The 26492-nt window shown below is 65.0% G+C and carries 25 protein-coding genes and 1 pseudogene; 10 read left to right on the top strand and 16 right to left on the bottom strand.

What is annotated here, in order from left to right:
- Positions 1-14 precede the first annotated feature (14 nt).
- The 3 genes from YU9_RS0115125 to YU9_RS0115115 all read right to left on the bottom strand — a co-directional run bounded on the left by YU9_RS0115125 (position 15) and on the right by YU9_RS0115115 (position 2094).
- A complete protein-coding gene (locus YU9_RS0115125; protein ID WP_027573602.1) occupies positions 15-365 on the bottom strand; it encodes an AzlD domain-containing protein in 351 nt (116 codons plus the stop codon).
- Positions 362-1102 carry an AzlC family ABC transporter permease gene (locus YU9_RS0115120; protein WP_027573601.1) on the bottom strand — a complete coding sequence of 247 codons (741 nt, stop codon included), beginning with the start codon at positions 1100-1102 and terminating at the stop codon, positions 362-364. The genes YU9_RS0115125 and YU9_RS0115120 overlap by 4 nt, the downstream gene beginning before the upstream one ends.
- Before the next feature lie 107 nt (positions 1103-1209).
- Positions 1210-2094: a lytic transglycosylase domain-containing protein gene (locus tag YU9_RS0115115; protein WP_245266394.1), complete on the bottom strand. Its 885-nt coding sequence runs from the start codon at positions 2092-2094 to the stop codon at positions 1210-1212.
- 157 nt (positions 2095-2251) lie between these two features.
- On the opposite strand from YU9_RS0115115, the gene YU9_RS0115110 reads away from it, so the two are divergent.
- The gene (locus tag YU9_RS0115110; protein ID WP_027573599.1) at positions 2252-2890 is read left to right on the top strand and encodes an HAD family hydrolase; all 639 of its coding nucleotides are present in this window, start codon (positions 2252-2254) and stop codon (positions 2888-2890) included.
- 188 nt (positions 2891-3078) lie between these two features.
- On the opposite strand, the pseudogene YU9_RS41485 reads toward YU9_RS0115110, so the two are convergent.
- Both YU9_RS41485 and YU9_RS0115100 read right to left on the bottom strand, forming a co-directional pair.
- Positions 3079-4082: pseudogene (locus tag YU9_RS41485) on the bottom strand (phenylacetaldoxime dehydratase family protein).
- On the bottom strand, positions 4057-5073 hold the full coding sequence (locus YU9_RS0115100; protein WP_027573598.1) for a carbon-nitrogen hydrolase family protein: 1017 nt from the start codon (positions 5071-5073) through the stop codon (positions 4057-4059). The pseudogene YU9_RS41485 and the gene YU9_RS0115100 overlap by 26 nt, the downstream one beginning before the upstream one ends.
- 189 nt (positions 5074-5262) lie before the next feature.
- Between YU9_RS0115100 and YU9_RS0115095 the strand changes: the two genes are divergently transcribed.
- The 5 genes from YU9_RS0115095 (at position 5263) to YU9_RS0115075 (ending at position 9814) form a co-directional block, all read left to right on the top strand.
- Positions 5263-6219: a helix-turn-helix domain-containing protein gene (locus YU9_RS0115095; protein ID WP_027573597.1), complete on the top strand. Its 957-nt coding sequence runs from the start codon at positions 5263-5265 to the stop codon at positions 6217-6219.
- A 150-nt stretch (positions 6220-6369) separates the two neighbouring features.
- The gene (locus tag YU9_RS0115090; protein ID WP_245266392.1) at positions 6370-6561 is read left to right on the top strand and encodes a hypothetical protein; all 192 of its coding nucleotides are present in this window, start codon (positions 6370-6372) and stop codon (positions 6559-6561) included.
- 115 nt (positions 6562-6676) lie between these two features.
- The gene (locus YU9_RS0115085; RefSeq protein WP_027573595.1) at positions 6677-7702 is read left to right on the top strand and encodes an aldo/keto reductase; all 1026 of its coding nucleotides are present in this window, start codon (positions 6677-6679) and stop codon (positions 7700-7702) included.
- A gap of 109 nt (positions 7703-7811) precedes the next feature.
- Entirely contained in the window at positions 7812-9233 is a 1422-nt protein-coding gene (locus YU9_RS41480) for an MFS transporter (RefSeq protein WP_051380396.1), read from the top strand.
- A gap of 125 nt (positions 9234-9358) precedes the next feature.
- Complete coding sequence (locus YU9_RS0115075; RefSeq protein WP_027573594.1) at positions 9359-9814, top strand: PEGA domain-containing protein; 456 nt, start codon at positions 9359-9361, stop codon at positions 9812-9814.
- Between the two features lie 67 nt (positions 9815-9881).
- Here YU9_RS0115075 and clpA read toward each other — a convergent pair whose 3' ends face one another.
- A complete protein-coding gene (gene clpA, locus YU9_RS0115070) occupies positions 9882-12290 on the bottom strand; it encodes an ATP-dependent Clp protease ATP-binding subunit ClpA (RefSeq protein WP_027573593.1) in 2409 nt (802 codons plus the stop codon).
- Between the two features lie 286 nt (positions 12291-12576).
- Entirely contained in the window at positions 12577-12909 is a 333-nt protein-coding gene (gene clpS, locus YU9_RS0115065) for an ATP-dependent Clp protease adapter ClpS (protein WP_027573592.1), read from the bottom strand.
- Between the two features lie 462 nt (positions 12910-13371).
- On the opposite strand from clpS, the gene YU9_RS0115060 reads away from it, so the two are divergent.
- Positions 13372-14733: a TadE/TadG family type IV pilus assembly protein gene (locus tag YU9_RS0115060; RefSeq protein ID WP_027573591.1), complete on the top strand. Its 1362-nt coding sequence runs from the start codon at positions 13372-13374 to the stop codon at positions 14731-14733.
- A gap of 72 nt (positions 14734-14805) precedes the next feature.
- Here the strand turns inward: YU9_RS0115060 and YU9_RS0115055 are convergent, their stop codons facing one another.
- Positions 14806-15144, bottom strand: coding sequence for a phasin family protein (locus YU9_RS0115055; protein ID WP_027573590.1), 339 nt, complete (start codon positions 15142-15144; stop codon positions 14806-14808).
- 387 nt (positions 15145-15531) lie between these two features.
- Between YU9_RS0115055 and YU9_RS0115050 the strand changes: the two genes are divergently transcribed.
- Positions 15532-17379 carry a D-alanyl-D-alanine carboxypeptidase gene (locus YU9_RS0115050; protein ID WP_027573589.1) on the top strand — a complete coding sequence of 616 codons (1848 nt, stop codon included), beginning with the start codon at positions 15532-15534 and terminating at the stop codon, positions 17377-17379.
- 229 nt (positions 17380-17608) lie between these two features.
- Here the strand turns inward: YU9_RS0115050 and YU9_RS0115045 are convergent, their stop codons facing one another.
- From YU9_RS0115045 to YU9_RS0115030, 4 genes are all read right to left on the bottom strand, one after another.
- The gene (locus YU9_RS0115045; RefSeq protein ID WP_027573588.1) at positions 17609-18334 is read right to left on the bottom strand and encodes a DnaJ domain-containing protein; all 726 of its coding nucleotides are present in this window, start codon (positions 18332-18334) and stop codon (positions 17609-17611) included.
- 61 nt (positions 18335-18395) lie between these two features.
- A complete protein-coding gene (locus YU9_RS0115040) occupies positions 18396-19145 on the bottom strand; it encodes a hypothetical protein (RefSeq protein WP_027573587.1) in 750 nt (249 codons plus the stop codon).
- A 145-nt stretch (positions 19146-19290) separates the two neighbouring features.
- Positions 19291-20151 carry an alpha/beta fold hydrolase gene (locus YU9_RS0115035; RefSeq protein ID WP_027573586.1) on the bottom strand — a complete coding sequence of 287 codons (861 nt, stop codon included), beginning with the start codon at positions 20149-20151 and terminating at the stop codon, positions 19291-19293.
- A 328-nt stretch (positions 20152-20479) separates the two neighbouring features.
- Entirely contained in the window at positions 20480-21403 is a 924-nt protein-coding gene (locus YU9_RS0115030; RefSeq protein WP_027573585.1) for a division plane positioning ATPase MipZ, read from the bottom strand.
- Positions 21404-21688: 285 nt separating this feature from the next.
- On the opposite strand from YU9_RS0115030, the gene panC reads away from it, so the two are divergent.
- A complete protein-coding gene (gene panC, locus YU9_RS0115025; protein ID WP_027573584.1) occupies positions 21689-22540 on the top strand; it encodes a pantoate--beta-alanine ligase in 852 nt (283 codons plus the stop codon).
- Here the strand turns inward: panC and YU9_RS0115020 are convergent.
- The 4 genes from YU9_RS0115020 to YU9_RS0115000 all read right to left on the bottom strand — a co-directional run bounded on the left by YU9_RS0115020 (position 22537) and on the right by YU9_RS0115000 (position 25331).
- Positions 22537-22977, bottom strand: coding sequence for a DUF1489 family protein (locus tag YU9_RS0115020; RefSeq protein ID WP_027573583.1), 441 nt, complete (start codon positions 22975-22977; stop codon positions 22537-22539). The two genes, panC and YU9_RS0115020, sit on opposite strands and share 4 nt — an antisense overlap.
- A gap of 42 nt (positions 22978-23019) precedes the next feature.
- Positions 23020-24003 (bottom strand): hypothetical protein, encoded by a 984-nt coding sequence (locus YU9_RS0115015; protein ID WP_027573582.1) that lies wholly within the window; start codon positions 24001-24003, stop codon positions 23020-23022.
- 155 nt (positions 24004-24158) lie between these two features.
- Positions 24159-24362 (bottom strand): hypothetical protein, encoded by a 204-nt coding sequence (locus YU9_RS0115010; protein WP_029674288.1) that lies wholly within the window; start codon positions 24360-24362, stop codon positions 24159-24161.
- Between the two features lie 306 nt (positions 24363-24668).
- Positions 24669-25331, bottom strand: a complete 663-nt coding sequence (locus YU9_RS0115000) for a glutathione S-transferase family protein (RefSeq protein WP_027573581.1) — start codon at positions 25329-25331, stop codon at positions 24669-24671.
- Positions 25332-25455: 124 nt separating this feature from the next.
- Here YU9_RS0115000 and YU9_RS0114995 point away from each other — a divergent pair, with 124 nt between their 5' ends.
- Complete coding sequence (locus tag YU9_RS0114995) at positions 25456-26169, top strand: DUF599 domain-containing protein (protein WP_027573580.1); 714 nt, start codon at positions 25456-25458, stop codon at positions 26167-26169.
- Positions 26170-26492 lie beyond the last annotated feature (323 nt).

Here is a 26492-nt window from a genome sequence, read left to right as displayed (position 1 = left end):
TGTCGGAAGCGGTTTTAGCCCAACCACCACTTGCCGGCCAGCATGAAGACTTCGCCCGTGACCACGCCCGCGAAGATCGAGCGGCGGGTCAGCAGGAAGACGACGAGCCCTGCACCAACCGCGCCATAGCGCAGAACGTCAGGCACGGTGGCCAGCGCCCCTGGCGGCTCGACCACGATCTGGGCGATGACGCCGGCCAGGATCGCGGTCGCGACCGCCCTCACCCAGACCAATAGCTCGGAGCCCTCGTCGATCCCGCCGCCGAACCAGAGGCCCAGCATGCGCCAGATCTGGTTGGGAACGACGCCGGCGACGAACAGCACGGCGAGCGCGTGCCAGTCGCCGATCGCTTGCGCAAAACTCATGCGCGCACCTCCCGCCACCAATGCACGCCATAAGCGATCGTGCCGGCGACCATGCCGCTGACAAGGATGTCGAGACCGGAGTTCATCTTTGATGCCAGCGGATAGAGCACGATGCCCAGCACGAGCGCGACGACATCGGCAACCTCGCGGCTGTTGCGCGCCGTCGAGAACAGGAACGACAGCGGCGTCAGCAGCAGAATCGCCGCACCAAAAGTCTGCGTCAGGTTGGCGGCGAGGAAATAGCCGACAATATTGGCGACAAGGCACACCGAGACCAGGCCACAGCCGAGCCCATGCACGAAGGCGATGCGCCGCTCGCGCGGCACTTTCGGCAGGAAGCGGTGGCATTCGACCCACAGCGTCACCGCGGTGAGATGCGCGGCGAAAATCAGCTCGCGCCGCTTGGTCTTGGGTGTGCGCATCAGCGGCAGCACGGAGACCACCATCGGAAACAGGCGGATGGCGCTGACGGTCACCGCGATCGCCGACTGGATGATGGTGGCGCCCGAGCCGAGCGTCGTGATCAGGATGATCTGCGCCGGACCTGCCCAGACGAACAGCGTCGAGCAGAGCGCCCAGAGCAGGCTGAAATGGGTGTCATGGGCGAGCGCGCCGATGCCGAGATAAGTCACGAACAGCACGATGGTGAGGATCGTCTGCGTGATCGAGCGCAGCCCCCACGCGAAGGCGCGCCAAGGACTTTGCCATTGAGATGAATCGAGCGGAGGAAGCGCCACGGAGCGGCCGGCTGAGATTGCGGAATCGTGCCTGCATAACGGGCAATGCGGGGAGCCGCGTCAAGGAAGCGCGCGGCGGGGCTGGCATGCGCACGACACCCACCGCCCTACCCCGCCACACCCCGATTCCTCAGCACGAAGCAGGCGCCGCCCGCCTTGCGGATGCGGTTGCACAGATCATCCGCCTCGCTCCGTGTATCCGCCCCGATGCGCACCTGGTAGAATATGCGCGTGCCGCGGCTGCGCATCACCGAGCTCAGCAGGCTCGGATCGCGCTCTCCGATCACCGCGCTGAGCCGCGTGACCGCGCGCGAATACATCGCCAGCGCCCTGTTGCGATCGAAACCGGCGGCGAGCTGCACGCCCCAGACCTTTGCAGCCGCAAGCTCCACATGCTGCTCGAGCTCGGCGACGAAGGCATTCGGCGCGCGCTTGAGCAGCGCCATCAGATCGCGGCAGCTCGTCGGCGGCGCGCTCGGCGGCCCTTGGCCGGTGCTGCCCGCCTTGGCCCAGGCATCGACACTCGTGCCAGTGACGGCATAGACGTAGTTGCGGGTCTGCTCCGGCATAGGGCCGGTGCCGGCGAGCCATTCCTGGACGCGGCGCGGTCCGGCGTTGTAGGCGGCTGCGGCAAGTCCGAGATTGCCGAACTGGTTGCGCAGCTCGTTCAGGAATTCGGCCGACTTCGGCAAGGCCTGCACCGGATTGAACGGATTGAGCAGCCCGCGCTCGCTTGCCGTGCCCGGCATGAACTGCGCGATCCCTTGTGCGTGCTCACCGCTGCGCGTCATGGGACCTACCGCATCGGCCTGGAAGCGGCTCTCCTGCCAGATCACCCGGGCGAAGAACTCGAGCGGAAGATTGGCATCGCGCGCGGCCGCCTCGACGATCAGGCAGATCGACTCCCGCGTGTCACTCTCGCGGGCGTCGTTTGGCTTCTCCGCCGGCTTCGCAGGTTCCTCTGCCTTCGGAGGCGCGACGGGGGGCGGCATCTCCTCCGCGAGCGCCGGCGACAGCACGAGGGTCTGGCACAAGACAACGATAACCCGAGCTATTCGCATGGCATCGACGCTATCGGACAAATCGGACCTTGACTTGGAACCCCAGCCAACTAGCAACAGACGGCAGTATCAACACAGGTCCCGCCTGATGGTGACAATCTTTTTTGATCTCGACGGCACGCTGACCAACCCAAAGCCCGGGATCACCCGCTCGATCCAATATGCACTGGAACGGCTCGGCGTTTCGGTGCCGAGCGAGGACGAACTGACCTGGTGCATCGGCCCTCCGCTGCTTGCGAGCCTCAGAAAGCTCACTGGAGCCGATGAGCTCGCCGACCGTGCACTGCTACTCTATCGCGAGCGCTTCAGCGATATCGGCCTGTTCGAGAACGAGGCTTACAGCGGAATTACGGACACATTATCGTCGCTCGCAGCGACACGTCAGCGCATGTTCGTGGCGACCAGCAAGCCCGCTATCTACGCCACCCGCATTGTCGACCATTTCGGTCTGAAGCCGTATTTCGAGCGCGTGTTCGGCTCCGAGCTCGACGGCACGCGCGTCGACAAGCGCGACCTGCTCCGCTATGCGCTGGATGAAGCCAAGGTCGATCCGAGCAGCGCGATTATGATCGGCGACCGCAGCCATGACGTGGTCGGCGCCCACACCAACGGCATGACGGCCATCGGCGTGCTCTATGGCTATGGCAGCGAGGCCGAGCTGCGGGACGCCGGCGCGCACCACATCTGCGCGGCGCATCCGGAATTGCTCGGCCATTGCGTGACCTAAAGCGGTTGAATCGATCGCCTGCGCTGGTTCACCTCTCCCGCTTGCGGGAGAGGTCGGCGCGAAGCGCCGGGTGAGGGCTTTCTCCTCTAGGGGATTGTCCCATTGCGGAAGCACCCTCTCCCCGACCCTCTCCCGCAAGCGGGAGAGGGAGTGCACCTTCGTCGTTGCAGCAATCAAGCCTCACCTCATCACGCTTTCTCCACCGCCGCCAGCATGCCCGTCTTTGGGTGACAGTTCAGATATTCGAAGAACTGTTCGTCGGCGGCTGCGACCGTCACCTCGTGATAGAGCCGCAGCTTGGCTGACGGCCCGAGCGTCGACAGATATTTCATCGCCGCGCCGAAGATCTTGACGTGGGTCGGATGCGACTCCGCCCAGCGTTCGAGCGCGGCGAGACTCTTCCACCAGCTCTGACCGTAGGACTTTTCGCGGACGCTGCCGTCGGCCGCGAGCACCCGCATATAGCGGTTGGCATAGCAGCCAATCGCGAGGCCATCATCACGCAGAAAGTCCATGCCCTCGCGTAGCACCGGTTCGACGTCGTCGAGATAGAGTTTTCGCTCCGACGCCTCGGTATCGCTCCAGTCCTGCCCGGAGCGGATCAGGCAGAGATTGTCATGGGCCTTCACGCGCAGCCGCGCGCCGTCGCAAATCAGCTCCGGTGCGCCACCTGGCGCCATCGCATCGGTCTGCGACAGCGGGATACGGTCACGCATGCCGCCCCAATAGGCGTGCTCCTGCACCTCGCCGCTCATGCCTTCCGCAACGACGGCGACACCTTCCGGCCGATCGGGCGAAGAGAACAGCGTCTCATGACGCGACACGGTGGGACGCAGCACCTCGATGAAGGTGCCGATACTGTCGCGCTGCTGTCCGGTCCAGGCCTCAAGCACCGGTGCAAACCAGGCGTCGAAACGCGCGAGATCATCCCAATAGGCAACGGAGACGACGTTCTCGTAGCCAGCCTGGTCGACATAGCGCGCGCGGTCCCAATGCGAGGGACCGCTTTCGATCGCGAAATGCCCCTCGACGCCAGGGCGGTCGTAGCGGTCAGCGGCGCCCGGCCGCGATATTGCACGCCGAAATAGGCCATCACGACGCGGCTGACCGCCGGCTTGTAGCGCGCCACGAAGGACGGATATGGCGGCTGGTAATCCTCCCGGCGATCAACTCGCGGCTGCGGCGATGTCAGTCGGCTCTACCGTATCCACCGGCAGCGCGAACTCCTCCACGCGCTTGTACGCCTTCTTGTTGAGCAACAGCCGCGTGACGTCGGGCCGTGAATAATGGCCGGCGGGATCGGCGGCGTTCTTGGCGACGCCGATGGCGCCGAGATCGATCTCGGCGATCAGCAAACCCTCCTGGTCCGGCGCGAGCTTGTCGCCGATCTGGCTGCCGTCGGGGCCGTAGATCGCGGCAAAGCCGCCGCCGGCGTGCAGCAGCGCGTGCTTGTCCGGCCGATCGCAGAGCTCGTCGATCATGGCCTGCGACACCGTCGCGCAAGGCGCCAGCACGAAGCAGGAGCCCTCCACCGCGTAGACGCGCGAGGCGGCGTTGTTGACCTCGGCGCCGAGCGCCGGCGCGAACGGATCGTAGAGCGAGAAGCTCGGCCAGGCCGCGACATGCACCTGCTCGTTCTGGGCGTACATCGCGTATTTGGACAGCGGCTGGAGATGCTCCCAGCAGCACAGCGCGCCGAGACGGCCAATGTCGGGCCTCGCATGCACGGCGAGGTCGCTGCCGTCGCCTTCGCCATAGACGGTGCGCTCGGCATGGGTCGGCCGCAGCTTGCGGCGCTTTGCGATGGTCTCGCCATCAGGTCCGATCAGCCATTGCGCCAGATAGAGGCTGCCGCCGTCGCGCTCGGACAAGCCGATCACGGCGGTGAGCTTTGCCTTGCGTACGACCTCGCGCAGCCGCTCGGCGTGCGGGCTGTCATACGACAGCGAGTTGTCGAAATAGCGCTGCACGAAGCCGCGGCCGATCGCCCAGGCCGGCGAGTCCATCCAGATGTGCCAGGGGTAACCGGGGATGAAGGCCTCGGGAAACGCGATCAGCTTGGCGCCCTTTTCCGCGGCCTCCCTGATCAGCGCGATCGACTTGTCGATCGAGGCGTCGAGATCGAGCCAGGCCGGCGCCGCCTGCACCACTGCCACCTTGTATTTCGGATGTTCGATGCCCATTCCCGCCTCCATTGCCGGTTGATCGGAAGCCGCGTCCGATGCAGTCTATTTGACCAGGCCGGACGGCCGGGCGCTCGACCGCGGCGGAACAAAAACTCGACTGGACGCGCTGCGGACCGGTACGGGATTTGCCTCCGGTCAGGCTGGATCCCAGGCGATTTTGCAGGGTGTGAAAGGGAGGCTCTCCAGATGCCAATCCAGTTCACGACGGACGGCAGCCCCGGCTATCGGCGGCTCGCCCTCTGGCAGGATATCGTCTGTGACGTCTTCGTCGGGCTCGACTGCAAGTCGGATCTCGGCAGCGCCTTTCGCGGCTCGGTCACGCAGGCTTCGCTCGGCAAAGCGGTCTGCTCCGAGGTCTGCTCGGACCGCCAGCACGTGTTCCGCACGCCCTCGCGCATCGCGCGCTCGGACCAGGATTTCGTTCTCATTGCGCTCGGCAATCGGGGCAACGGTGGCGTTGTGCAGGACGGCCGCGAGACGGTGATTCATCCCGGCGAGTTCGCGCTTTATGACACCACGCGTCCGTACGAGCTGAAGTTCAACGACACCTTCACGCAGACCATCTTCAAGGTGCCGCGCGAGATGTTGCAGCGCCGGCTCGGCGGCACCGAGACGCTGACTGCAATGTCGTTTGGCGCCGACGCACCGCTCGAGCGGCTCGCCCATGATTTCATCTTCCGGCTTTGCCAGAACGCGGACGGGCTGGCTCCCGACACCGCCGCCGCGCTGTCGGAGCAGGCGGTCGATCTGCTTGCGATGGCGTTGAGCGAGCGGCTCGGCAAGATATCGCTGCCGTCCTCAACCCACCGCTCGGCCCTGCTCTACCGATTGAAGGCGCACATCCGCGCGCATCTTTCCGATCCCGATCTCTCGCTCGCGGAGACCGCGGCCGCGCTCGGCATCTCGCCGCGTTACGTCAACGACCTTCTTGCCGACGAGGACATCTCTTTCCAGCGCCATGTCCTTGCCGAACGCCTCGCCCGATGCCGGCGTGATCTCGCCTCACCCGTGCTCGCCCATCGCCACATCAGCGAGATCGCCTTTGCCTGGGGCTTCAACGACCTCTCGCATTTCGGCCGGGTCTTCCGCGAGCATTTTGGAATGTCGCCGCGCGACTTCCGGCAGAGCCAGTTGCGGCATTGAGATCTCATTCCAGTCAGCTATCACCTCGAGCCTTCGCTTCCAGCGAAGGCAATGCTCGCCAATTCCAGATTGTACTGGCTGGCGGCCTGCATCAGGCTGGCGCACATGAGGACTCACCACACCATAAGCGGATCGGAGCTCTTGCTGGGTGTGATCGCGATCCGGCTCGCGGTGCTGGTCCTGGTGGGCTGGAGCCTGACGCTGCTGCCGCGGCAAACGCCTAACAGCGAACCCGCGTGCTTCCCCTCGCCCGCAACCGGGCTCGAAGCTCAATCTTTGGTGAGGACGCCCGGCTCGCACGTTACCAATGCAGCATTCGATGACATGCGCCTGCACGACTAGGCCGTTCCCAAGCAAAGCCGCTATGTGAGCACGTGATAGGACGCAGCGCCTGCTTGCAGTATCCTTTGCCACCGAGCCGCAGTGATCAATCAGCGGCCAGCCGAGGAGCATACCGATGGAATACCGACGCTTGGGCCGGTCAGGCCTCATGGTGCCCGCCTTGAGTCTTGGCACCGGCACCTTCGGCGGGGTCGGCCGCCTCGCCGCTTGGGGCGCGACCGACGCGACCGAGGCGCGGCGGCTTCTCGACATCTGCCTCGAGGCCGGCGTGTCGATGTTCGACACAGCGAATGTCTATTCGCTCGGCGAGTCCGAGCGGGTGCTCGGCGAAGCCATCAAGGGTCGCCGCGACAAGGTCCTGATCTCGACCAAGGCGACGTTCCGCTTCGGCGACGGGCCCAATGACATCGGCTCATCGCGCCAGCACCTGCTCACGGCCATTGACGGTTCGCTGAGCCGGCTCGGCACCGACTACATCGACCTGTTCCAGCTCCATGGCTTCGACGCCTTCACCCCGCCCGAGGAGGTGCTTGCCACCCTCGACGTGCTCGTGCGCGCCGGCAAGATCCGCTACGTCGGCGTCTCGAATTTCTCGGGCTGGCACCTGATGAAGTCGCTCAGTGTGGCCGACAAGCACGGCTTCCCGCGCTACGTCGCCAACCAGACCTACTATTCACTGATCGGGCGCGACTACGAATGGGAGCTGATGCCGCTCGGCCTCGACCAGGGCCTTGGCGCAGTGGTCTGGTCTCCGCTCGGATGGGGACGCCTCACCGGCAAGATCCGGCGCGGTCAGCCGAAGCCGGAAGTCAGCCGGCTGCCCAAGACCGCCGAGTTTGGCCCGCCCGTGCCGGACGAGCATGTCTATCGCGTTGTCGATGCGATCGACGAGGTCGCGAGGGAAACGGGCAAGAGCGTCTCGCAGATCGCGCTCAACTGGCTGCTCCAGCGCCCCACCGTGTCGACGCTGATCATCGGCGCGCGCAACGAGACCCAGCTGCGCGAAAATCTCGGCGCGGTCGGCTGGTCCCTGACCAAGGACCAGGTCGCGAAGCTCGACGCCGCGAGCAAGGTGACGCTGCCTTATCCCTATTGGCACCAGCGCACGACCTTCATCGACCGCAATCCGCCGGCGGTGTAGAGCGCGCCGCTCCGGTGGCAGTCGGTTCCGGAACTATCGCGGTCCTGCCCTGTTGGCGCAATACTCGGCCACCTGGCAGAGTCCGATTCGCCAACGACACGCCGCTCAAATGTCGACAGTCACAATCGAGCAGGCCGACGGACTGCCGCTGCCGCAGCGTCGATGGGCCATCCTCACCATCGCGCTCGGCATCACCATGTCCGTGATCGACGGCGCCATCGCCAATGTGGCGCTGCCGACGATCGCGGCCGACCTCGATGCGAGCCCCGCCTTCTCGATCTGGATCGTCAACGGTTATCAACTTGCCATCACGATCTCGCTGCTGCCGCTGGCCTCGCTTGGCGAGATCGTCGGCTATCGGCGTGTCTATCTGGCGGGGCTTGCGCTGTTCACCCTCGCCTCGGCACTTTGCGCCGTCGCGCACTCGCTGCCGCTGCTGACCGTCGCGCGCATCATCCAGGGTTTTGGCGCGGCCGGCATCATGAGCGTCAACACCGCGCTGGTGCGCTTCACCTATCCGCATGCGCTGCTCGGCCGCGGCATCGCGCGCAACGCACTGGTCGTGGCGGTGTCGGCCGCGATCGGGCCGACGCTGGCCTCGGGCATCCTGGCCGTGGGAAGCTGGCCCTGGCTGTTCGCGATCAACGTGCCGATCGGCGCGGTCGCCGTTGCGCTCGGCGCGCGCTGCCTGCCGCACACGCGTCTGGCCGCGCATTCGTTCGACTGGCAGAGCGCAGGCTTAAGTGCCGTCACTTTCGGTGTCGGTATTTTCGCGGTCGACAGCGTTGGCCATGGCGAGCCGCTCCTCACCTGCCTGATCGAATCCACTGTTGCTGCGATCGCGGGCGCTGCCCTGATCTGGCGCGAGACGCATGTGGCCGTGCCGCTGCTGCCGGTCGATCTCCTGCGCATCCCGATCTTCGCCCTGTCGATCGCGACCTCGATCGCCTCGTTCTGCGCGCAGATGCTCGCCTTCGTGGCGATCCCGTTCTACCTGCAAAGTCGCTTCGGCTATTCAGCCGTGCATATGGGCCTTCTGATCACGCCCTGGCCGATCACGGTCGCGTTCGCCGCCCCGCTTGCCGGACGCCTCGTCGAGCACTATCCGGCCGGCCTGCTCGGCGGCATCGGCCTGTTGCTATTCGCAGGCGGGCTCGCCTCGCTCGCGATGCTGCCAGACGTGCCTGGCGCATTCGACATCGCCTGGCGCATGGCCCTCGCCGGGTTTGGTTTCGGCCTGTTCCAGACGCCAAACAACCGCACCATGATCGCGGCCGCCCCGCGTGAGCGCTCCGGCGGCGCCAGCGGCATGCTCGGCACCGCCCGCCTGCTCGGCCAAACCACTGGCGCAGCGCTGGTCGCACTGTTCCTCGGCCGCTACCCGCAGGAGGGCACCAGGATCGCGCTGCTCGCCGGCGTCGGCTTTGCCCTGTGCGGCGCGCTGCTCAGCATGTTGCGTCTGTCACCCGCGGCCGCGCGCGGCGCCGAGCACGTCCGGGTTCAGGAAGGCCAACGGATGAAAGGGGAGTGAACGCGCCGCGGCCGCGTTCTCGGTGCCTCGCACGCAACCTGTGCGTGGCTTAACTATTTGGACGGCTGACATATTGCCCTCTCGCTCCGGTTGCGCTTCACTCGCCGCGGGACAAGGGGCATTTCATGCGTTCATTTGGAATAGTGGCGCTCAGCGTCATGCTGGGCGGCTGCGCGTCGGTCACGCGCGGCACGACCGAAAATATCAGCATCTCATCGACACCTTCAGGCGTGGAAGCCGTGGTCAGCGGAATGGAGGTTCCGACCACCTGCACGACCCCCTGCTCCGTGGTCGTCAAGCGGAACGCCGACATTTCGATCACCTTCCAGAAGGATGGCTATGAGCCGCAGGTCGTGCCGCTCAGCCGGGACATCCAAACCGGCGGGGCCGCGGGCTTTGCGGGCAATCTTCTGCTGGGCGGTGTCGTTGGTATGGGCGTCGACGCCGCGACCGGGGCTGCGACCGATCACAAGCCCAATCCGGTCATCGTGACGATGCAACCGTCGGCCCCTGCCCGCGCACGGCCCGCCGCTCCGAGAAAGCCGCGTCCGCCGGCAGCAGCGCCAGAGGCCGGAACGTAGAGTTACCTGCGACCCAAAACAAAAGGCCGGCTTTTCAGCCGGCCTTTTCGATTTCACCACATGCCGATCAAGCCTTGACCAGCGGCCCCTTGGAAGTTGGCCCCTTCGAGCCACCGGGGCCGCCCGGCTTGGACTTGCCCGGCGGGCGCTTGCGGGCGCCGGGCAGTTTTTCCTGCTTCGGCGTAACCGGGCCCTCGACGAACTCGAAGCCAATCTTCTCCTTGGTCTCGTCGGCGTCGTCCTTGACCAGAACGACGCGGACGTGGCCGCCACCCTTCAGCTTGCCGAACAGCACCTCGTCAGCCAGCGGCTTCTTGATGTGCTCCTGGATCACGCGGGCCATGGGACGTGCGCCCATCTGCTCATCATAGCCGTGCTGGATCAGCCAGGCCTTGGCCTCCTCGGACAGCTCGATTGTGACGTCGCGGTCGCCGAGCTGCGCCTCGAGCTGAAGCACGAACTTCTCCACGACCGTGCCAATCACCTCGACGCTGAGATGGCCGAACGAGACGATCGCATCGAGACGGTTGCGGAATTCCGGCGCGAACTGCCGGTTGATCGCCTCGTGGTCGTCGCCTTCCCGCTTGGAGCGGGTGAACCCGAACGCCTGCTTGGCGAGATCCGCTGCGCCCGCATTCGTGGTCATGATCAGGATCACGTTGCGGAAGTTAACCTGCTTGCCGTTGTGGTCGGTGAGCCGGCCGTGATCCATGATCTGGAGCAGCACGTTGTAGAGGTCTGGATGCGCCTTCTCGATTTCGTCGAGCAGCACCACGCAATGCGGATGCTGGTCGACGCCATCCGTGAGCAGGCCGCCCTGGTCGAAGCCGACATAGCCGGGAGGCGCGCCGATCAGGCGCGACACGGTGTGCCGCTCCATATATTCGGACATGTCGAAGCGCAGGAGCTCGACGCCCAGCGCGGCCGCGAGTTGCTTGGCGACTTCGGTCTTGCCGACACCGGTGGGCCCGGAGAACAGGTAGCAGCCGATCGGCTTCTCCGGCTCGCGCAGGCCCGCGCGTGCCAGCTTGATCGAGGCGGCGAGCGACTCGATTGCCTTGTCCTGGCCGAATACGGTGCGCTTCAAGGTCTGCTCGAGATGCTTGAGCACCTCGGCATCGTCCTTCGACACGCTCTTCGGCGGGATCCGCGCCATCGAGGCGATCGTGGTCTCGATCTCCTTGATGCCGATGGTCTTCTTGCGCTTGTTCTCGGCCACCAGCATCTGCGCCGCACCGGACTCATCGATCACGTCGATCGCCTTGTCGGGCAGCTTGCGGTCGTGGATGTAGCGCGAGGAGAGCTGCACCGCCGCCTCGATCGCCTCATTGGTGTACTTCAGCCGGTGGTAGTCCTCGAAATACGGCTTCAGGCCCTTGAGGATCGCGATGGCGTCCTCGACCGTGGGCTCGTTGATGTCGATCTTCTGGAAGCGCCGCACCAGCGCGCGGTCCTTCTCGAAGTGCTGGCGATATTCCTTGTAGGTGGTCGAGCCCATGCAGCGGATCGTGCCCGAGGCAAGCGCCGGCTTGAGCAGGTTCGAAGCGTCCATCGCCCCGCCCGAAGTCGCGCCCGCACCGATCACGGTGTGGATCTCGTCGATGAACAGGATCGCGTTGGGATGCGCCTCGAGCTCCTTGAGCACCTGCTTCAAGCGTTCCTCGAAGTCGCCGCGATAGCGCGTGCCCGCGAGCAGCGTGCCCATGTCGAGCGAGAACACGGTCGCAGCCGCCAGCACCTCCGGCACCTCGCTGTCGACGATGCGCTTGGCAAGACCTTCCGCGATCGCGGTCTTGCCGACGCCGGCTTCGCCGACGAAGAGCGGATTGTTCTTCTGCCGGCGGCACAGCACCTGGATCGCGCGGTTGATCTCGGAATTACGTCCGATCACCGGATCGATCTTGCCGTCGCGCGCCTTCTTGTTGAGGTTGACGCAATAGGTCTCGAGCGCCTCGCCCTTCTTCTTGGCGTCCTCGTTGCCCTTGGCCTCGGTCTCCTCGTCGACGCCGCGTACCGGCCGCGCCTCGGAGACGCCCGGCCGCTTGGCGATACCGTGGCTGATGTAGTTCACCGCGTCATAGCGCGTCATGTCCTGCTCTTGCAGGAAGTAAGCGGCATGACTCTCGCGTTCGGCGAAAATCGCGATCAGCACGTTGGCGCCGGTCACCTCTTCGCGACCGGAGGACTGCACATGGATCACCGCGCGCTGGATCACGCGCTGGAAGCCGGCGGTCGGCTTGGCATCGTCGGCGCCATCCGTCACCAGGTTCTCGAATTCGGTCTCAAGGTAGTTGACGAGGCTCGTACGGAGCTTGTCGAGGTCGACGCTACAGGCGCGCATGACGGCGGCGGCATCGGAGTCGTCGATCAGGGAGAGCAACAGATGCTCGAGCGTCGCGTATTGGTGATGACGCTCGTTTGCGATCGCCAGCGCACGATGCAGGGATTGTTCAAGGCTTTGGGAAAAAGTCGGCATTCGCGTCCTCTATGGCCCCCACCATCATGATCGTCATCGCCCGGTCAGGCAACAACAACCTTTGTCACATATGGTTATACAAGATCGCGGCGAAAGACCGGTTCCGCGACTCGGCAGCTAGCCACCTGGGCTATTTTCGATGCAAAACCCGTTCCGATTTGGGCGGGATCGGCGCCGGTGCAGAATTCCGTATTTTTGCCGACGCCAACGGACAGCGCGCGCAGCCGTCACGCGACAATCACGCTGCGGCTACACAAGAGCCGGCTTCAAACGCGTCGCAAGGCTCTTACTTCTTCTCCATCACGCATTGCAGCGGATGCTGGTGCTTGCGGGCGAAATCCATCACCTGCGTCACCTTGGTCTCGGCGATCTCGTAGGTGAACACGCCGCACTCCCCGATGCCGTGATGATGGACGTGCAGCATGATCTTGGTTGCGGCCTCGACGTCCTTGTTGAAGAACTTCTCCAGCACGTGAACGACGAACTCCATCGGCGTGTAGTCGTCGTTCAGGATCAGCACGCGGTACAGGTTCGGCCGCTTCGTCTTCGGCTTGACCTTGGTGATGACCGACGTGCTCGGACCCGAGGGGGTGCCCGAACGGTTCTCGTCGTTGCTCATGCGAGGAGCGTCGGCAGCGGCTGGCGCGGACAGGTCGAGGCTGGAAGTCAATTGCGGCATGGCACAGGCGTTCAAATTCCCCACGGAAGCGAATGGCGGTCACCGCGCGACCCCGCCCTTCGGAGCCTGGCGCAGGCGCGCCGCCTTGTTGGATCGCCGCTCCCGACAAACCCGGTTCAAGCCGGATCGTTCGCCAGCAATATGGGCCTGCCCCCGGCTGGCCGCAAGCATGCGAAGGTGTGGCCGCGGCAGTCCCGATTCCCGGTCCGGGCGATCCTCGTCAGGTTAATCAATCCGGACCGATTTGACAAAAATTTCTGCCGGCACGTTTAGGACGCGTTGACCAGGAACCTGGCCGTTGCCCCGCCTGCGACGGATGGCTCCGGTTTTGTGCGGTCCAGTTTACCTACCATTCAATGGCGTGGCGCGAAATCGGGCAAAACACAGATTTCGGGGATCGTCATGTCTCGCTTGCCCCTCGTCAGCCGCCTTGGTCGACAACTCGCCCGCTTTGCAGCGGCCGAGCAAGGCAATATCGCCGTGATCTTTGCCATCGCGCTCGTTCCGGTGCTGAGCTTCGTCGGCGCCGCAATCGACTATAGCCGCGCAGCCCAGGCCCGCACCTCGATGCAGTCGGCCCTCGACTCCACCGCGCTGATGCTCTCCAGGGACCTGTCGTCCGGCGCCATCACGACGTCGCAGATCGCCACCAAGGCGCAATCCTATTTCAATGCCCTGTTCACCGACACCAAGACCCTGCCGTCGGTCAGCGTCGCGGCCACCTATACCGCGAGCAGCAGCTTGGGCTCGACGATCCAGCTTACCGGAACCGGCACCTACACGACCAGCTTCATGAAGATCGCTGGCTTCCCGACGCTCGACATCGGCACCAGCTCCACCAGCGCCTGGGGCCTGACGCGCATGCGCGTGGCCCTGGTGCTCGACGTCACGGGATCGATGGCCTACGACGGCAAGATGGAGGCGATGCAAACGGCTGCGAAGAACCTGGTCGACCAGCTCAGCGCGCTCGCGAAGACCAATGGCGACGTCTACATCTCGATCGTGCCGTTTTCCAAGGACGTCAATGTCGGCAGCAGCAATTATGACAAATCCTGGATCGACTGGAGCGACTGGGAAGCGGTGAATGGCAGCTGCAGCGACAATTCGTACAAGCGGCAGTCAAGTTGCGTGAGTGCCGGCAAGACCTGGACGCCGAAGGACCACAACAAGTGGACGGGATGCGTCACTGATCGCGACCAGGACTACGACACCAAGAACACGACTCCCGTGAGCAGCAATTCGGCCACGCTTTTCCCGGCCGAGCAATATTCCTACTGCAACTCCAGCAATTCGGCCTTCATCCAGCCGATCATGCCGCTCAGCTACGATTGGACCTCGCTCAAGTCCCTGATCGACAAGCTGGTTCCGACCGGCAATACCAACCAGGGCATCGGCCTTGCCTGGGGCTGGATGACGCTGTCAACTGGCGATCCCATGAACGCGCCGGCCAAGGACACGAACTACACTTACAAGGATGCAATCGTCCTGCTCTCCGACGGTCTCAACACACAAAACCGTTGGTACAGCGATGCTTCGCAGATCGACGCCCGACAGAAGATCCTCTGCGACAACGCCAAGGCGCAGCCTTACAACATCACGATCTACACGGTACAGGTGAACACCGGCGGCGATCCGACTTCGAGCGTGCTGCAATATTGCGCCAGCAGCAGCGACAAGTTCTATCTGGTCACCTCGGCAAGCCAGACCGTCTCGGTGTTCAAGGATATCGGCACCTCGCTGTCGAAGCTGCGCGTCGCACGCTGAGGGATCCATTGCACACAACAAAAAGCCCGGCTGGTGCAGCCGGGCTTTTCGATTCCAGGATGTCCTGAAACGTTACTGAGCGGCCGGGGTGAACTTCGACACGATGGTCTCGACCGGCTTGAACGCCTGCTTGGCGAGGTCGCCGTAGAGGCCGGCGATTTTCTGCGATTCCGCAACGAAGGTCTCGTAGGTGGAACGGGCAAAATCGGTCTGCGCTTCCATGGCCTTGTCCAGCGACTTCACGCCGGAAAGCTTCTCGACGAAGGACTTGGTGTCTTCGAACGACTTCTTCGTGTAGTCGCCATAGGCGCTGGCGATCGCCTGGAGGCCGTGCTGCACCGAGGTCGCGGAGGCAACACACTGCTCGAACTGCTCTTTCCCGTAGTTCTGAAAGTCTTCAACCTTGAACATGTCGGAATCCTTTTCCCTGGCTCGCGTCGGGAAGCCCCGGCTCCCTGACGGTGCCCATAATTAGTGCAACGCACAACAAAGTCAAGAATCTTGTGCATCGCACAAAACTAGATGCAAATCGCGGAGATTTCCGGGTTTTCCCGCAAGGGTTCCTTAAGCTTTTGGAAACCGCGGCCCCCTACCCTGATTCCCTGGACGTGTTCACTTCCGCGAGCGGCCAAAAGCCGTTTGAGAACATCACCTTAGCCAGAACAGCGGCTCAGGCCCAACGTCCCCCGCGGCGAACACAAGCGGAGGGACAGCCTGAGCAGGTAATGATCCCGGGTCTTGTGGGCACAATTTCGCCTCACGGGCCGGTGATCAAGTCAGAAACGGGGACGGGGTTCCATGCTTCGTAAAAACTTGTCTTCCTCGCGCTTGGCGCGGGTTGGCGTTTTCGGGCTTCTTACGGTCACCACCGCAGTCATTTTCACCACCGATGCGGCGGAGGCGCGGCGCCATCGCCGACACTATGCGCACCACCGGGTCCAGCGCGATGTGTCCGAGAGCTCCAGCTCGAAATTCGCGTCCATCATCGTCGACGGCAATTCCGGCGCGGTGCTGCAGGCAACAAGTCCTGACGGTATCCGCCATCCGGCCTCGCTGACCAAGATCATGACGCTCTATCTGCTGTTCGAGCGCCTCGAATCCGGCAAGATGAAGCTCGACACCGAGCTGCCGGTGTCCCAGCACGCCGCCGATCAGGATCCGACCAAGCTGAATCTGCGTGCCGGCCAGACCATTCGCGTCGAGGACGCGATCAAGGGCCTCGTCACCCGCTCAGCCAACGACGCAGCTGTGGTGATCGCGGAAGCGATCGCCGGTGACGAGGACGACTTCGCCCAGATGATGACGCGCAAGGCGCGCTCGCTCGGCATGTCCAGGACGGTCTACCGCAACGCCAATGGCCTTCCCAACGACGAGCAGGTCACGACCGCGCGCGACCAGGCCACGCTCGGTCGCGCGATCCAGGAGCGATTCCCGCGCTACTATCGCTATTTCGCGACCTCGACGTTCAATTGGCGGGGACAGTCGATCCGCAACCACAACCACCTGCTCGGCAGCGTCGAGGGCGTGGACGGCATCAAGACCGGCTACACCCGCGCCTCCGGCTTCAACCTCGTCACCTCGATGCGCCGCGGCAACCGCCACCTGATCGGCGTTGTGCTCGGCGGCCGCAGCGGCGGCTCGCGCGACGCCATCATGCGCAACCTGCTCGCGGAGAATCTCGAGAAGGGCGCAACCGTCCACACCGTCGCCGCGGTCACGGAGCGCAACGGCGCCGAGGCCAATACCGACGTCGCCGATGCGTCGGATGCTCCCCGCTCCGCCCCGCAGGTCCAGGCCGCCGCTGCCGAGGCTGCCCCGTCGCGCCTTGCCGCGCGTCTGTCGACGCTGGCCGCTGCGACGGCCGCGATGCCGCCGGCTCAGCCCAAACCCGAAGTTCGGCCGACGGAGTCCAAGATCGAGCCTGCGCCGCTCACCAATGGCGTGATCTCGAGCCAGCCGCTCTCCATCATCCCCGGCTCGTCCGAACCGATGAAGCCGGTTCGGGTCAAGACGGTTCAGGTCAAGGCCGGCGCGGTGAAGGTCGCCTCCGCCGCCCCGGCCCAGGTCGGCGCCCAGGTCGGCGTCCAGGTCGCGCCGCCGGTCACCAGCACCATCCCGTCCCGTTCCGACGTCGCGGAAACCTCCGGCGCCGTGGTCGCCAGGGCGGATCTCATCAACAGGCCGGAGGCGGTGAGCCAGCCGGAAGCGCCGAAGGCCGAGATTGCCCGCACCGAACTGCCGCGGCAGCCGGCCGGCTTCGGCACCGGTAACGGCATCCTCGGGGTGCTGCCGGCCGCAACCGCCGCTGCGCCCGCTCCTGCCGCTCCGAAGCTCGCGTCCGCCGATCCGGCGCCGCAGCCGATCCAGATGAGCGCCACCACCAAGCCAGCCGTCACCCACAGCGGCTGGATCGTCCAGGTCGGCGCGCTCGAGAGCGAGAACGAAGCTCAGCAGCGCATCGACGCCGCCCGCAACTCGGCCCGCGGCCTGCTCAGCAAGGCTGACCCGTTCACCGAGCCTGTTGTCGCCAAGGACAATCGCAAGCTCTACCGCGCCCGCTTCGCCGGGCTCGAGCGCGACCAGGCCGAAGCAGTCTGCCGCACCCTGAAGCGCGCCGAGATCTCCTGCATCACCGTCCGCAACTGATCTCCTTCTCCGTTGCAGACCAAATGCCCGCGCCTTGCGCGGGCATTTTCGTTTCGGGGATGCGGTGATGCCGAGGCCGTTCACGACAAGGCTGTTCCACGACAACCTCTCGTCAAGGATTTAGGGTTAAAACTTTGCTCAAGGGATCGACCACGCCGACAAGGCGGGCGACGGCAGACAGAGCAAACGGAGCTCACGCGGTACGGGCGTTTGTAGCGTGGTGCCGGAGTTAGCCGTTATGCGTGCGAAGCAGAGTATCCTTGGCCTCGTTTACCCGGGCAGCGAGATACGTCGAGCCCCCCTGGTCGGGATGGAGTTTCTTCATCAGGGACTTGTGCGCCCGGCTGATGTCGTCGCGCCCCGCCCCCGGCTGCAAGCCAAGGATCTGGTAGGCTTCCTCCGCCGTCATTTTGCTGCTCGCCGCCGTGCGGCGCTGCCGCCCTGCCGCATCGCCCTGCGCGTTCTGACGCCAAGCGGGAAACCGGCGGTCCAGATAACTTTCAAGTAAAGCCACGCTCTCGGCGTCGAACGTCGGGACCATCGCCAAGAGGCCAGCGAGATCGAACTCGTCGAGACTGCGCCCGGCGTGAGGCCCCGCGACGATCTGGCCTGAAAGCTGGCCGGAGTCGTGGTCGAGCCGCATGTCCAGGAATTGCGAGCGCACCCGCGAGGCCTGCCCAGACGGACGCGTCGCGCCGCCGCCGAACAGCCCTCCGACATTGCCGAAGCCGGCATTCGCCAGTGGCGTCCAGCCGAGCAACCCGGCGCCAAAAATTCCGAGCGGGATTGCAACCGCCAGTTCGCCGCGCAAGCCCGTGAAGGCCGCGACCGCCAGCGCCAGTACGCCGCCGCCGAACTTGATGGTGCGCGCCAGCACCGCCGGATTGGCGGCGCGGAACATCTGGAGCAGCAGGTAAAGCGTGATAACGGCGACAGCGCCGGCGATCAGGGTCATGGCCGGAATATAGTCGTCCTCTTGTCAAAAAGCATGGCGTCCATCGCCGCCGGCCTGATCGCTACTTCATCTGGCTGATCAGCTTCGCCGCGCCGCTCACGCTTCCGGCCAGCTTCAACAACGCTTCGCGTCCGCCGGCGGCATAGGCCGCAGCTGCCCGCAACAGCTCGCGCAACTGCGCCGCCGCACCGGGATCGAACCGGCACCAGGCACCGCCAGTCAGGCGCGCGATCTCGCGGAAGGCCCGCTCGGCGATCGCGTCATGTCCTTCCTGAAACACGAACACGGGCACCTTGAGCATGCCGAGTTCGCCGGCTTTGGCGCAGAGCTCGTCGATTTCTTCCTCCATGGCATCGCCGACGAAGACCACGGCCCGCACGCCGGATGCGACCGCCTCGCGCCGGGCCTCGCTCAGCACCTTGCCGATCTGGGTATCGCCGCCGCGGCAATCGATCTTGCTCATCAGCGTCGCCAGCTTGGCGCTGTCGGAGATCCAACCCGTCGCGCGGCACTCGTTGAAGCCGCGATAGTAGACCAACCGGATGTCGAGACTGCCGAGCGCCGCGGTTTCGCGAAACATGTCGGCCTGGAGCGCGCAGGCCATGTCCCAGGTCGGCTGTCGGCTCATCGTCGCATCCAGCGCAAAGATCAGCCGTCCCTTCGCGCCCGGTGCATGCGGTGACAGTGCCCGCGCCTTGGCGACGAAGGCGGAGATGTCTTCCGAGGTTGAGGTCCCCGCTTTCGGTAGCGCGCCGTCTGCTTGCGCCGAGACGGCATCGCGACCGCGCGGTTTGATGGGTTCGCCCGACATCGCTTGCACCTTGCGTGGACGGTTAATGTGGTCAGCGCATGCGGCCCGGTCAATGCGCAAAGCCTCCGCGGCGGCGCCGGCGGAGGCTTTGACGATCGCTGCAGTCGAGTGGTGACGTCAGCTCTTGTAGGTCAGCTCTCGTACATCAGCTCTTGGCGGGTGCCATCAGGGCGACCGGACCAGGCTCGAGGATCTTGGGCGGGGACGATTGCGTGTCGACCGGCGCGATCTCGCTGTCAGTCGCGCTCAGGAACTTGTCGAGCATGCTCTGGATCGAGCTCTTGGCCACATCCGGACCGGTGTCGCGCATGTCGTTGTGCTGGAACTCGGTCTTCACGACCTGGATGCCCGCCTTCTCGCATTCCTCGTCCGTCGGAATCACGCCCGCATCGGCCTTGAATTGCGGATCCTGGGAGCGGAACGACAGGATCTTGAACTTGCCGGCGGTCACGAAGGGCACGCGCAGATTATCGAGCGTGACGACCTTCTTGACCTCGTCCGGATACTGTTTGGCGAAGTACATCGTGATGTCGCCGCCCATGGAGTGGCCGACCATCGTCACCTTGTCGTAGTCGGCGTTGGGCTGAACCTTCTTCATCTCCTGCATGGCGAGATGGATGTTGGCGACGCCGCGCAGGATCTGCGGCAGCCGGCCGACATAGAGCTCGCCGGGCTTGGTCACCATCGGAGGATCGGTCGGCAAGTCATGCTGCGGGCTCACGACCATGTAGCCGCGCGCAGCGAAGATGTTGGCGAGGAAGCCGTACTCCGTGTTCTTGACGGTGTTGCCGTGGTTGATCACGGCGACCGGCAGCGTGATCAAGCCGGCATTGGCCTGCATTTCCTTGTCGCGGCGCACCGCGATATAGACGGGCACCGGACGGTTGTCGCGCGAGGCATCGTAGAATGTAACAGTCTCATGCTTGATCGCCCACTTGCTCGCCGTGAAATAGGCGACGCCGCAGAGGGCACTGACCGAAACCAGAACGGCAATTCCACGCTTCATTTTCGTCCTCAGCCTCAGGCCTTAGCGGCCTGAATCCCTGTTGAAAATCGTGTTCTTCCGGGGCTCTTCGGCCCCTTGTCGCCTATTCCCTAATATATGTCACAGGAGCGTGACAGGAAGGCTAAATATTGTGACCCGGCAGCCCTTTCATTGTGCGTCGCACACGTTCCGTGAGCACCCCATTCTCGTACCGCTACGCCAGGGTGCAGGTCACCATTCGACGCAACCGGTTTCAATCGGGTTCAGGATGAAAACGCGCCAGGCGCCGGCCGGGTTCCCGAGGCGGTGGTTGGCCCGGGTCGGCTGAAAGTAGCGCTATACCGCGACGTCAGGCGCCGAGGATGTCGTGGACTTCAAGTGGCTTGTCGACTTGGCTGAACCACTCGGCCCGGTTGGCCGCGCGGCGGCGGCCGCGCTCGTCGAGCGGCAGCTTGAGCTGGCGGAGCAGGCTCGTCACCTCTTCCCGCGCGGTGAGATGGCCGAGATTGGGCCGCATGCCGAGCGTGGCCTCATCGATCTCGTCGAGGGCGGTCAGGCCGCGCGGAAAAAATTCGCGGTAGACGACGCGCTCGGCGAAGCCGTCGACGTAGCGGAAGCCGAGCCGCAGCGACAGATCCTTCAACCCCTCGGCGACCAGCTGCTTGTTGCGGGAGCCGAGCATGGACAGGCGGTTGCGCACGACGATCCAGTCGGTGGTCGCGCCGTCGAGCTGGCGGCGCTTGCGCCTGACGTCGCGCACCATCTCGGCATAGTGGCTCTCGCCCGTCACCGCGTAGCTCGCGGGATCGACGGTGCCGAGCACGTCGAAATCGAGGAAGCTGTCGTTGATCGGCGTCACCAGGGTGTCGGCCATCGAATGGGCAAGCCGCATCAGATAGCTGTCGGTGCCGGGCGTATCGATCACGATGAAGTCGAAGCTGCTCTCGACCGCCGAGACCGCCTCCATGAACTGCTGGAACTCGGAATTCTCGTTCTCGGCGATCTGCATGGTCTCGCCGAGCTTGATGCAGCGATGCACCGGCAGTTCGAGGTCGAGCTTGGTGCGGCGGGCCCAGGCGGCGCGGTTGTCGATATAGCGGGTGAAACTCTGCTGGCGGCAGTCGAGGTCGATGGTGGCGACCCGCTGGCCGGCCTTCAGGAGCGCAACGGCGATGTGCAAGGCGGTGGTCGATTTGCCGGAGCCGCCCTTCTCGTTGCCGAGCACGACGACATGCGCCGAGCCGGATTGGCCTTGGCTTGCCTGCACAAGCATAGCGATCCTCAACACCCCTAACGAATATCTTCGAGTTGGCCGCCTCTGCGGTCAAGTGAAATGCGTGACAGGTAATGCAAATCGCAGCGCGCCCTGCTTCATCATGAATCGCGGCGCCGTCTTTCGTCTGTGATCCAGCCCACAATGTCGCGACGTGCTGCGCCACCTTGCGCGGGATGCTGTGCCGCATCCGGATGCATGGCGTCCATGATCGGCCCTTGTTAAGGTTAGCCGGCCGGGCGCTATGCCCTCACCTTTCGCCGATTCCCAATCCGCCGAGTCCTGATGTCAGCAAGCCCATTGATCGCCCGCACGGTCCCTGCCCTGCGACGCGCCGTCGATAATCTCCGCAAGCGAAAGGCCACGATCGCGCTGGTCCCGACCATGGGGGCCCTCCATGACGGGCATGTGTCGCTGGTTCGTCTTGCCAAGCGACGCGCCACTCGCGTCGTGGTGTCGATCTTCGTCAACCCGACTCAGTTCGCCCCGACCGAGGATTTTGGCGCCTATCCGCGAACCTGGAAGGCCGACATCGCCAAGCTCGCCGCCGAGGACGTCGATATCGTCTGGCACCCGGGCGTCGAGGCCATGTATCCGGAGGGCTTTGCCACCCGCATCGTGCCGGAAGGGCCGGCGCTGGCCGGCCTCGAAGACCGCTTCCGCCCGCACTTCTTCGGCGGCGTCGCCACCGTCGTCGGCAAGCTGTTCACGCAGTGCCGGCCTGACGTCGCGATCTTCGGCGAAAAGGATTTCCAGCAGCTCCGGGTGGTGACACAGATGGCGCGCGACCTCGACCTCGGCGTCAAGGTCATCGGCTCCCGCACCGTGCGCGAGCGCGACGGGCTCGCAATGTCCTCGCGCAACGTCTACCTCTCGCCCGAGGAGCGCCAGACCGCCACGGTCCTCTACCGCGCCATGAAAGAGAGCGCCGCGCGCATCCGTGCCGGCGATTCGATCGCGCCGGCGATGGCCGGCGGCGCCGAGATGATCAAGGCGGCGGGCTTGGCGCTCGACTATTATGAGGTCCGCCATGCCGCAACGCTGGCACCGGTCACCTCGCGCAACGACGGTTCCCTGCGGATCCTGGTCGCGGCCAAGCTCGGCACCACCCGGCTGATCGACAATATCGCGGTTTAGAGCAGCCCGAGGTCACGCAGCTCGCGCCGCATCGGCTCCGGCATCGCCGCAATGGAGCCGGCGGCGGACTTGCCGAGATCGGCCGGCACGGCATCCTCGGTCAGATAGCGCCAGCCCTGGAAGGGGCGCATCGGCCGCGGCGAGACCGAGATGACTTTCGGCTGCATCACGATCCGGCAGCGCCCGATGCCGTCCTTGTCGCGGAACGGCTCGATGCCGATGATCTTTTCGCGCGCGGCAATCTCGCCCTTGATCACCCAATAGAGCGAACCGCCGGCGAGGATTTCGGCGTCGCGCTTGGGCACCATGCGGGTGATGTGGATGTGATGTTGGGGCAGACCCTTCTTCCTGGCGGTCTGCATCCGTTCGGCCACCCACTCCTTCAATTCCTTGACGGAGTCGCAGCCGACGGCGAGCTTGATCAGATGGAGTGGCATGCCCAAGCATTAGCCGGGCAGCCACGCATTTGGAATGCCGATCTACTCGTTTTCCGCAGCCGGAGCGGCGGCCGATGCCGGCGGCGGCGCGAGCGGAACCGGTGCGGCTGCCGGCGCACGCGGAGCTTTTGGCGCTGGCGGCTTCTTCGCGGCCGGCGCTGCGGCCTGTGCCGAGGCCGCGGCCGGCGCACGCGGCGCCGCCGCTGTATTTGCGGCCGGCGCCGCCTGGCGCGTTGCCGCCGTGGGCGGTTCCGGATTCATGATGCTCACCGGCGGCGTCGACGAAGCGCTCGGGAACTCGGCATTGGTGGGCTTGCCCGTCGGCACCGATGACGGCAGCCCGGCGAGCGCAGCGGTGGCCGGCACCGCCGGCGCTGTTGCGGGCGTGTTCCAGGTCGGCGCATAGCGCGCGACCAGCGTGTCGTAGAGATGGGAGTCCATGTTGGCGGCGACCCGCTGCTGGTCGGTCAGCGAGCGGAACGCGGCGCAATCGAACTGCGTGCAGCCGTCGCGCGCCACCAGCACGTGCGCGACAAGGCCGTAGCGATCACGCTCGAGCGACTTGCGCAGCACCTTCATGTCGAGTGTCAGGCTCTTCTCGGCCGTGGCGGCGTCGCCGAGCGCGGTCAGCCGGTCGATCCTGGCGGCAGTGTAGGAGACGGCCGCAGCCGCTGCGTCAGGCGCGCCGAACAGCGCCTTCTCACAGCCGGCGGCGACGGCATCGCCGGCGAGATCGTCGAGACAGGCCAGCGCCGGCAGGCTCGCGGTCACGGCACCTTGCGCGCGCGCTTCGGCGGGAGCGGACTGCGCTTCCGGTCCATAGACGCGCACGGTGGCTGCCCCCGCGATCGCGATGGATAGCAGCGTAATGACGGTCAGCGCCCCATTGGCGACCGATCTGTCGGCGCGTAGCAGCGTGATCAGGAGAATCAATCCGAAGAATCCGGCAGCCGCCAGCGTCATCCACATCGGGAAGGCCGGCGAACGCCAGATTTGGTCGAGCGAAGTGGCCCATGCCCAGTTCATGCGCGACGTCCCCTCACGCGAGCAAAGAGCGAATGGTCAAGCGAGCACCGCGAGCCGGCAGCTGCCCCCGCCCACCTTGGGAAGGTGAAGCGGGCCTTTTGACGGCGGCAGGACACAAATCCCTGATGGCACCAATGCGCGGGTGCGGTCAGCCTTCAGGAGAGCGCGAGCTGACTTTCCTTGGCGACGCGCTCGAAGGCTTCGGTCGAGCTCTTGATCCGGTACTGGCAGTCGTCGCCTTCGGTCGGCAGCAGACGGATGACCTCGTACGAGCCGCTGGCAGCGGGGCGCGCGACATTGCTGGCCGTGAACAGGACGCGCGATCCCACGGGAAATTTGTGCTTCAACACCCTCTCCATCACTCAAACAGCGCCTGCCTCGCCCAGTGTCCCACTGCGATGGCCGGCCGGAAACCCGGGCGGTTGTATAGCACGCGTCCCGCCGTTTTGGCCAGCGCCATGCCGGCATGGCGAGCGCACAAATTTTGCAGTTCTTTCAGAATGATAGAGATGGAACCGGCGGGCCGATGATACCATCGGGGCCGCTCGTTCAGGCGGCATGTCGCAGGCCGGTCGCAGCCCCAGGTGAGGCGTCGCCCCGGACGATTTCCAGACCACGAGAGCCGCCCGTCAGCGCGCGGCCGGCGGCCCCCTCGGACCCAGCGATCAGGCGTCCTCGAACTTTGCGATCCGAAGCGTCTCGGCCAGCCCGTCGCGCGTCCATTCCTGGAATGCCGGCAGCGCCGTCATCGTCTCCATGTAGGCCTTGGTGTCCGGCGCCACCTCGATCGCATAGGTGCGGAAGCGGTGCACGACCGGCGCGTACATGGCGTCCGCCGCGCCGAAGCGGCCGAACAGGAACGGCCCCTTCGCGCCATGGCGGGTGCGGCACTCGCGCCAGATCTCCTCGATGCGCGCGATGTTGGCCTTGGCGTCCGCCGACAGCGCCACGGGGCGGATCGGCCGATGCAGATTCATGCCGCATTCGTTGCGCAGAGCGGCGAAGCCGGAATGCATCTCGGCGCACACCGAACGGGCATGCGCGCGCGCAGCGACGTCGTCGGGCCACAGCTTCACTTCCGGGTAGCGCTCGGCGATATATTCGATGATGGCTAGCGAATCCCACACCGTGATGTCGCCGTCGACCAGCACCGGTACCTTGCCGGCGCGGCTGAAGGACAGGATCTGCTCCTTGTCCGCGGGATTGTCGGTGTAGAGCGGGATCAGCGTCTCCACGAACGGGATGTCGTTGGCGCGGAGTGCGAGCCAGGGCCGCATCGACCATGACGAGTAGTTCTTGTTGCCGATGGCGAGTTTCAGCGCAGCCATGTCATCATTCCTTCCCGAGACGCTTTGAAGCGAGCCGCTTTTAACGCCATCGCCTGCTGCCAATCAATCGTTGCTGCGCCCCCTCATGCGTGGCAATCGTTGCGGTCCTCGCCAGGAGACACACATGAGCAGGCATTGGGTCGACATCGCCGCCGTCGGCTTCTTCATCATCGAATGGCTGGCCTATGCCCTGACGCTGGAACATTCGACCTATGGCCGCGACAGCCTGTCGGCGCGCATGAACCGCTATCGCGAGGTCTGGGTGCGCCGGTTGCTCGACCGCGAGACGCGCATGGTCGACATGCAGATCATGACCTCGCTCCAGAACGGCACGGCCTTCTTCGCCTCCACCAGCCTGTTCGCGCTCGGCGGCGCGCTGGCGCTGCTGCACGCCACCAACGACGCGATCACGATTCTGAGCAAGCTGCCGATCGACCTCAGCACCTCGCCCGCGATGTGGGAGCTGAAATGCGTCGGGCTGGTGCTGATTTGCGTCTACGCCTTCTTCAAGTTCGCCTGGGCCTATCGCCTGTTCAACTATGTCGCGATCCTGTTCGGCGGCATGCCGCCGGCTGACCGGCGCGACACGCCGGAGGCCGAAGCCCATGTCATCCGCACCTCGCGCCTGTTCGAATCCGCCGGCCGCCATTTCAACCGCGGCCAGCGCGCGTTCTTCTTCGCGCTCGGCTATCTCGGCTGGTTCGTCAGCCCCTGGGTGCTGTTCGTGACCACGGCGGCCGTGGTGATCGTGACCTGGCGCAGGCAATTCGCGTCCAGTGCATGGGCCGCGATGGCGCCGGAGGTGGACGGCGAAGAGGCGCGGAAGCGTGGTCATTGATCTCGCGTGTCCCGGACAAGCTGCAACGCGTGAAGCGTTGCAGCGCAGAGCCGGGACCCAGCGCCACACGGCACGTAGATAGGTGGGCCCCGGCTCTGCAGCGCACCGCTGAAGGAGCGCTGCGCTGCGTCCGGGGCACGAGAGCGGAGCGTGGCGCGCGCTCTCTCTTCCTCGTCATTGCGAGCGCAGCGACTTGTCCGCCGAAGCCTCGGCGAAGGCGGAAGCAATCCAGAGTGTCCCCGCGGAGGGATTCTGGATTGCTTCGCTGCGCTCGCAATGACGGAGCAAGGGGCGACGTCGCATTCTTTCAATTCACATTTCAA

The organism is Bradyrhizobium sp. WSM1743 (assembly GCF_000473065.1).
In the GTDB taxonomy this organism is placed as follows: domain Bacteria; phylum Pseudomonadota; class Alphaproteobacteria; order Rhizobiales; family Xanthobacteraceae; genus Bradyrhizobium.
Note: the sequence above shows the minus strand (reverse complement) of the source record. Positions and strands in the feature narration are given on the sequence as shown.

Coding starts and splice junctions, on each gene's coding strand:
- YU9_RS0115015 (WP_027573582.1), bottom strand. CDS start 24,003: ATGAACTGGGCATGGGCCACTTCGCTCGACCAAATCTGGCGTTCGCCG.
- panC (WP_027573584.1), top strand. CDS start 21,689: ATGTCAGCAAGCCCATTGATCGCCCGCACGGTCCCTGCCCTGCGACGC.
- YU9_RS0115030 (WP_027573585.1), bottom strand. CDS start 21,403: ATGCTTGTGCAGGCAAGCCAAGGCCAATCCGGCTCGGCGCATGTCGTC.
- YU9_RS0115060 (WP_027573591.1), top strand. CDS start 13,372: ATGTCTCGCTTGCCCCTCGTCAGCCGCCTTGGTCGACAACTCGCCCGC.
- YU9_RS0115010 (WP_029674288.1), bottom strand. CDS start 24,362: ATGGAGAGGGTGTTGAAGCACAAATTTCCCGTGGGATCGCGCGTCCTG.
- YU9_RS0115040 (WP_027573587.1), bottom strand. CDS start 19,145: ATGTCGGGCGAACCCATCAAACCGCGCGGTCGCGATGCCGTCTCGGCG.
- YU9_RS0115095 (WP_027573597.1), top strand. CDS start 5,263: ATGCCAATCCAGTTCACGACGGACGGCAGCCCCGGCTATCGGCGGCTC.
- YU9_RS0115100 (WP_027573598.1), bottom strand. CDS start 5,073: ATGGGCATCGAACATCCGAAATACAAGGTGGCAGTGGTGCAGGCGGCG.
- YU9_RS0115055 (WP_027573590.1), bottom strand. CDS start 15,144: ATGTTCAAGGTTGAAGACTTTCAGAACTACGGGAAAGAGCAGTTCGAG.
- YU9_RS0115125 (WP_027573602.1), bottom strand. CDS start 365: ATGAGTTTTGCGCAAGCGATCGGCGACTGGCACGCGCTCGCCGTGCTG.
- YU9_RS0115115 (WP_245266394.1), bottom strand. CDS start 2,094: ATGCCGCCCCCCGTCGCGCCTCCGAAGGCAGAGGAACCTGCGAAGCCG.
- YU9_RS0115050 (WP_027573589.1), top strand. CDS start 15,532: ATGCTTCGTAAAAACTTGTCTTCCTCGCGCTTGGCGCGGGTTGGCGTT.
- YU9_RS0115075 (WP_027573594.1), top strand. CDS start 9,359: ATGCGTTCATTTGGAATAGTGGCGCTCAGCGTCATGCTGGGCGGCTGC.
- YU9_RS0114995 (WP_027573580.1), top strand. CDS start 25,456: ATGAGCAGGCATTGGGTCGACATCGCCGCCGTCGGCTTCTTCATCATC.
- YU9_RS0115085 (WP_027573595.1), top strand. CDS start 6,677: ATGGAATACCGACGCTTGGGCCGGTCAGGCCTCATGGTGCCCGCCTTG.
- YU9_RS0115000 (WP_027573581.1), bottom strand. CDS start 25,331: ATGGCTGCGCTGAAACTCGCCATCGGCAACAAGAACTACTCGTCATGG.
- YU9_RS41480 (WP_051380396.1), top strand. CDS start 7,812: ATGTCGACAGTCACAATCGAGCAGGCCGACGGACTGCCGCTGCCGCAG.
- clpS (WP_027573592.1), bottom strand. CDS start 12,909: ATGAGCAACGACGAGAACCGTTCGGGCACCCCCTCGGGTCCGAGCACG.
- clpA (WP_027573593.1), bottom strand. CDS start 12,290: ATGCCGACTTTTTCCCAAAGCCTTGAACAATCCCTGCATCGTGCGCTG.
- YU9_RS0115045 (WP_027573588.1), bottom strand. CDS start 18,334: ATGACCCTGATCGCCGGCGCTGTCGCCGTTATCACGCTTTACCTGCTG.
- YU9_RS0115035 (WP_027573586.1), bottom strand. CDS start 20,151: ATGAAGCGTGGAATTGCCGTTCTGGTTTCGGTCAGTGCCCTCTGCGGC.
- YU9_RS0115020 (WP_027573583.1), bottom strand. CDS start 22,977: ATGCCACTCCATCTGATCAAGCTCGCCGTCGGCTGCGACTCCGTCAAG.
- YU9_RS0115110 (WP_027573599.1), top strand. CDS start 2,252: ATGGTGACAATCTTTTTTGATCTCGACGGCACGCTGACCAACCCAAAG.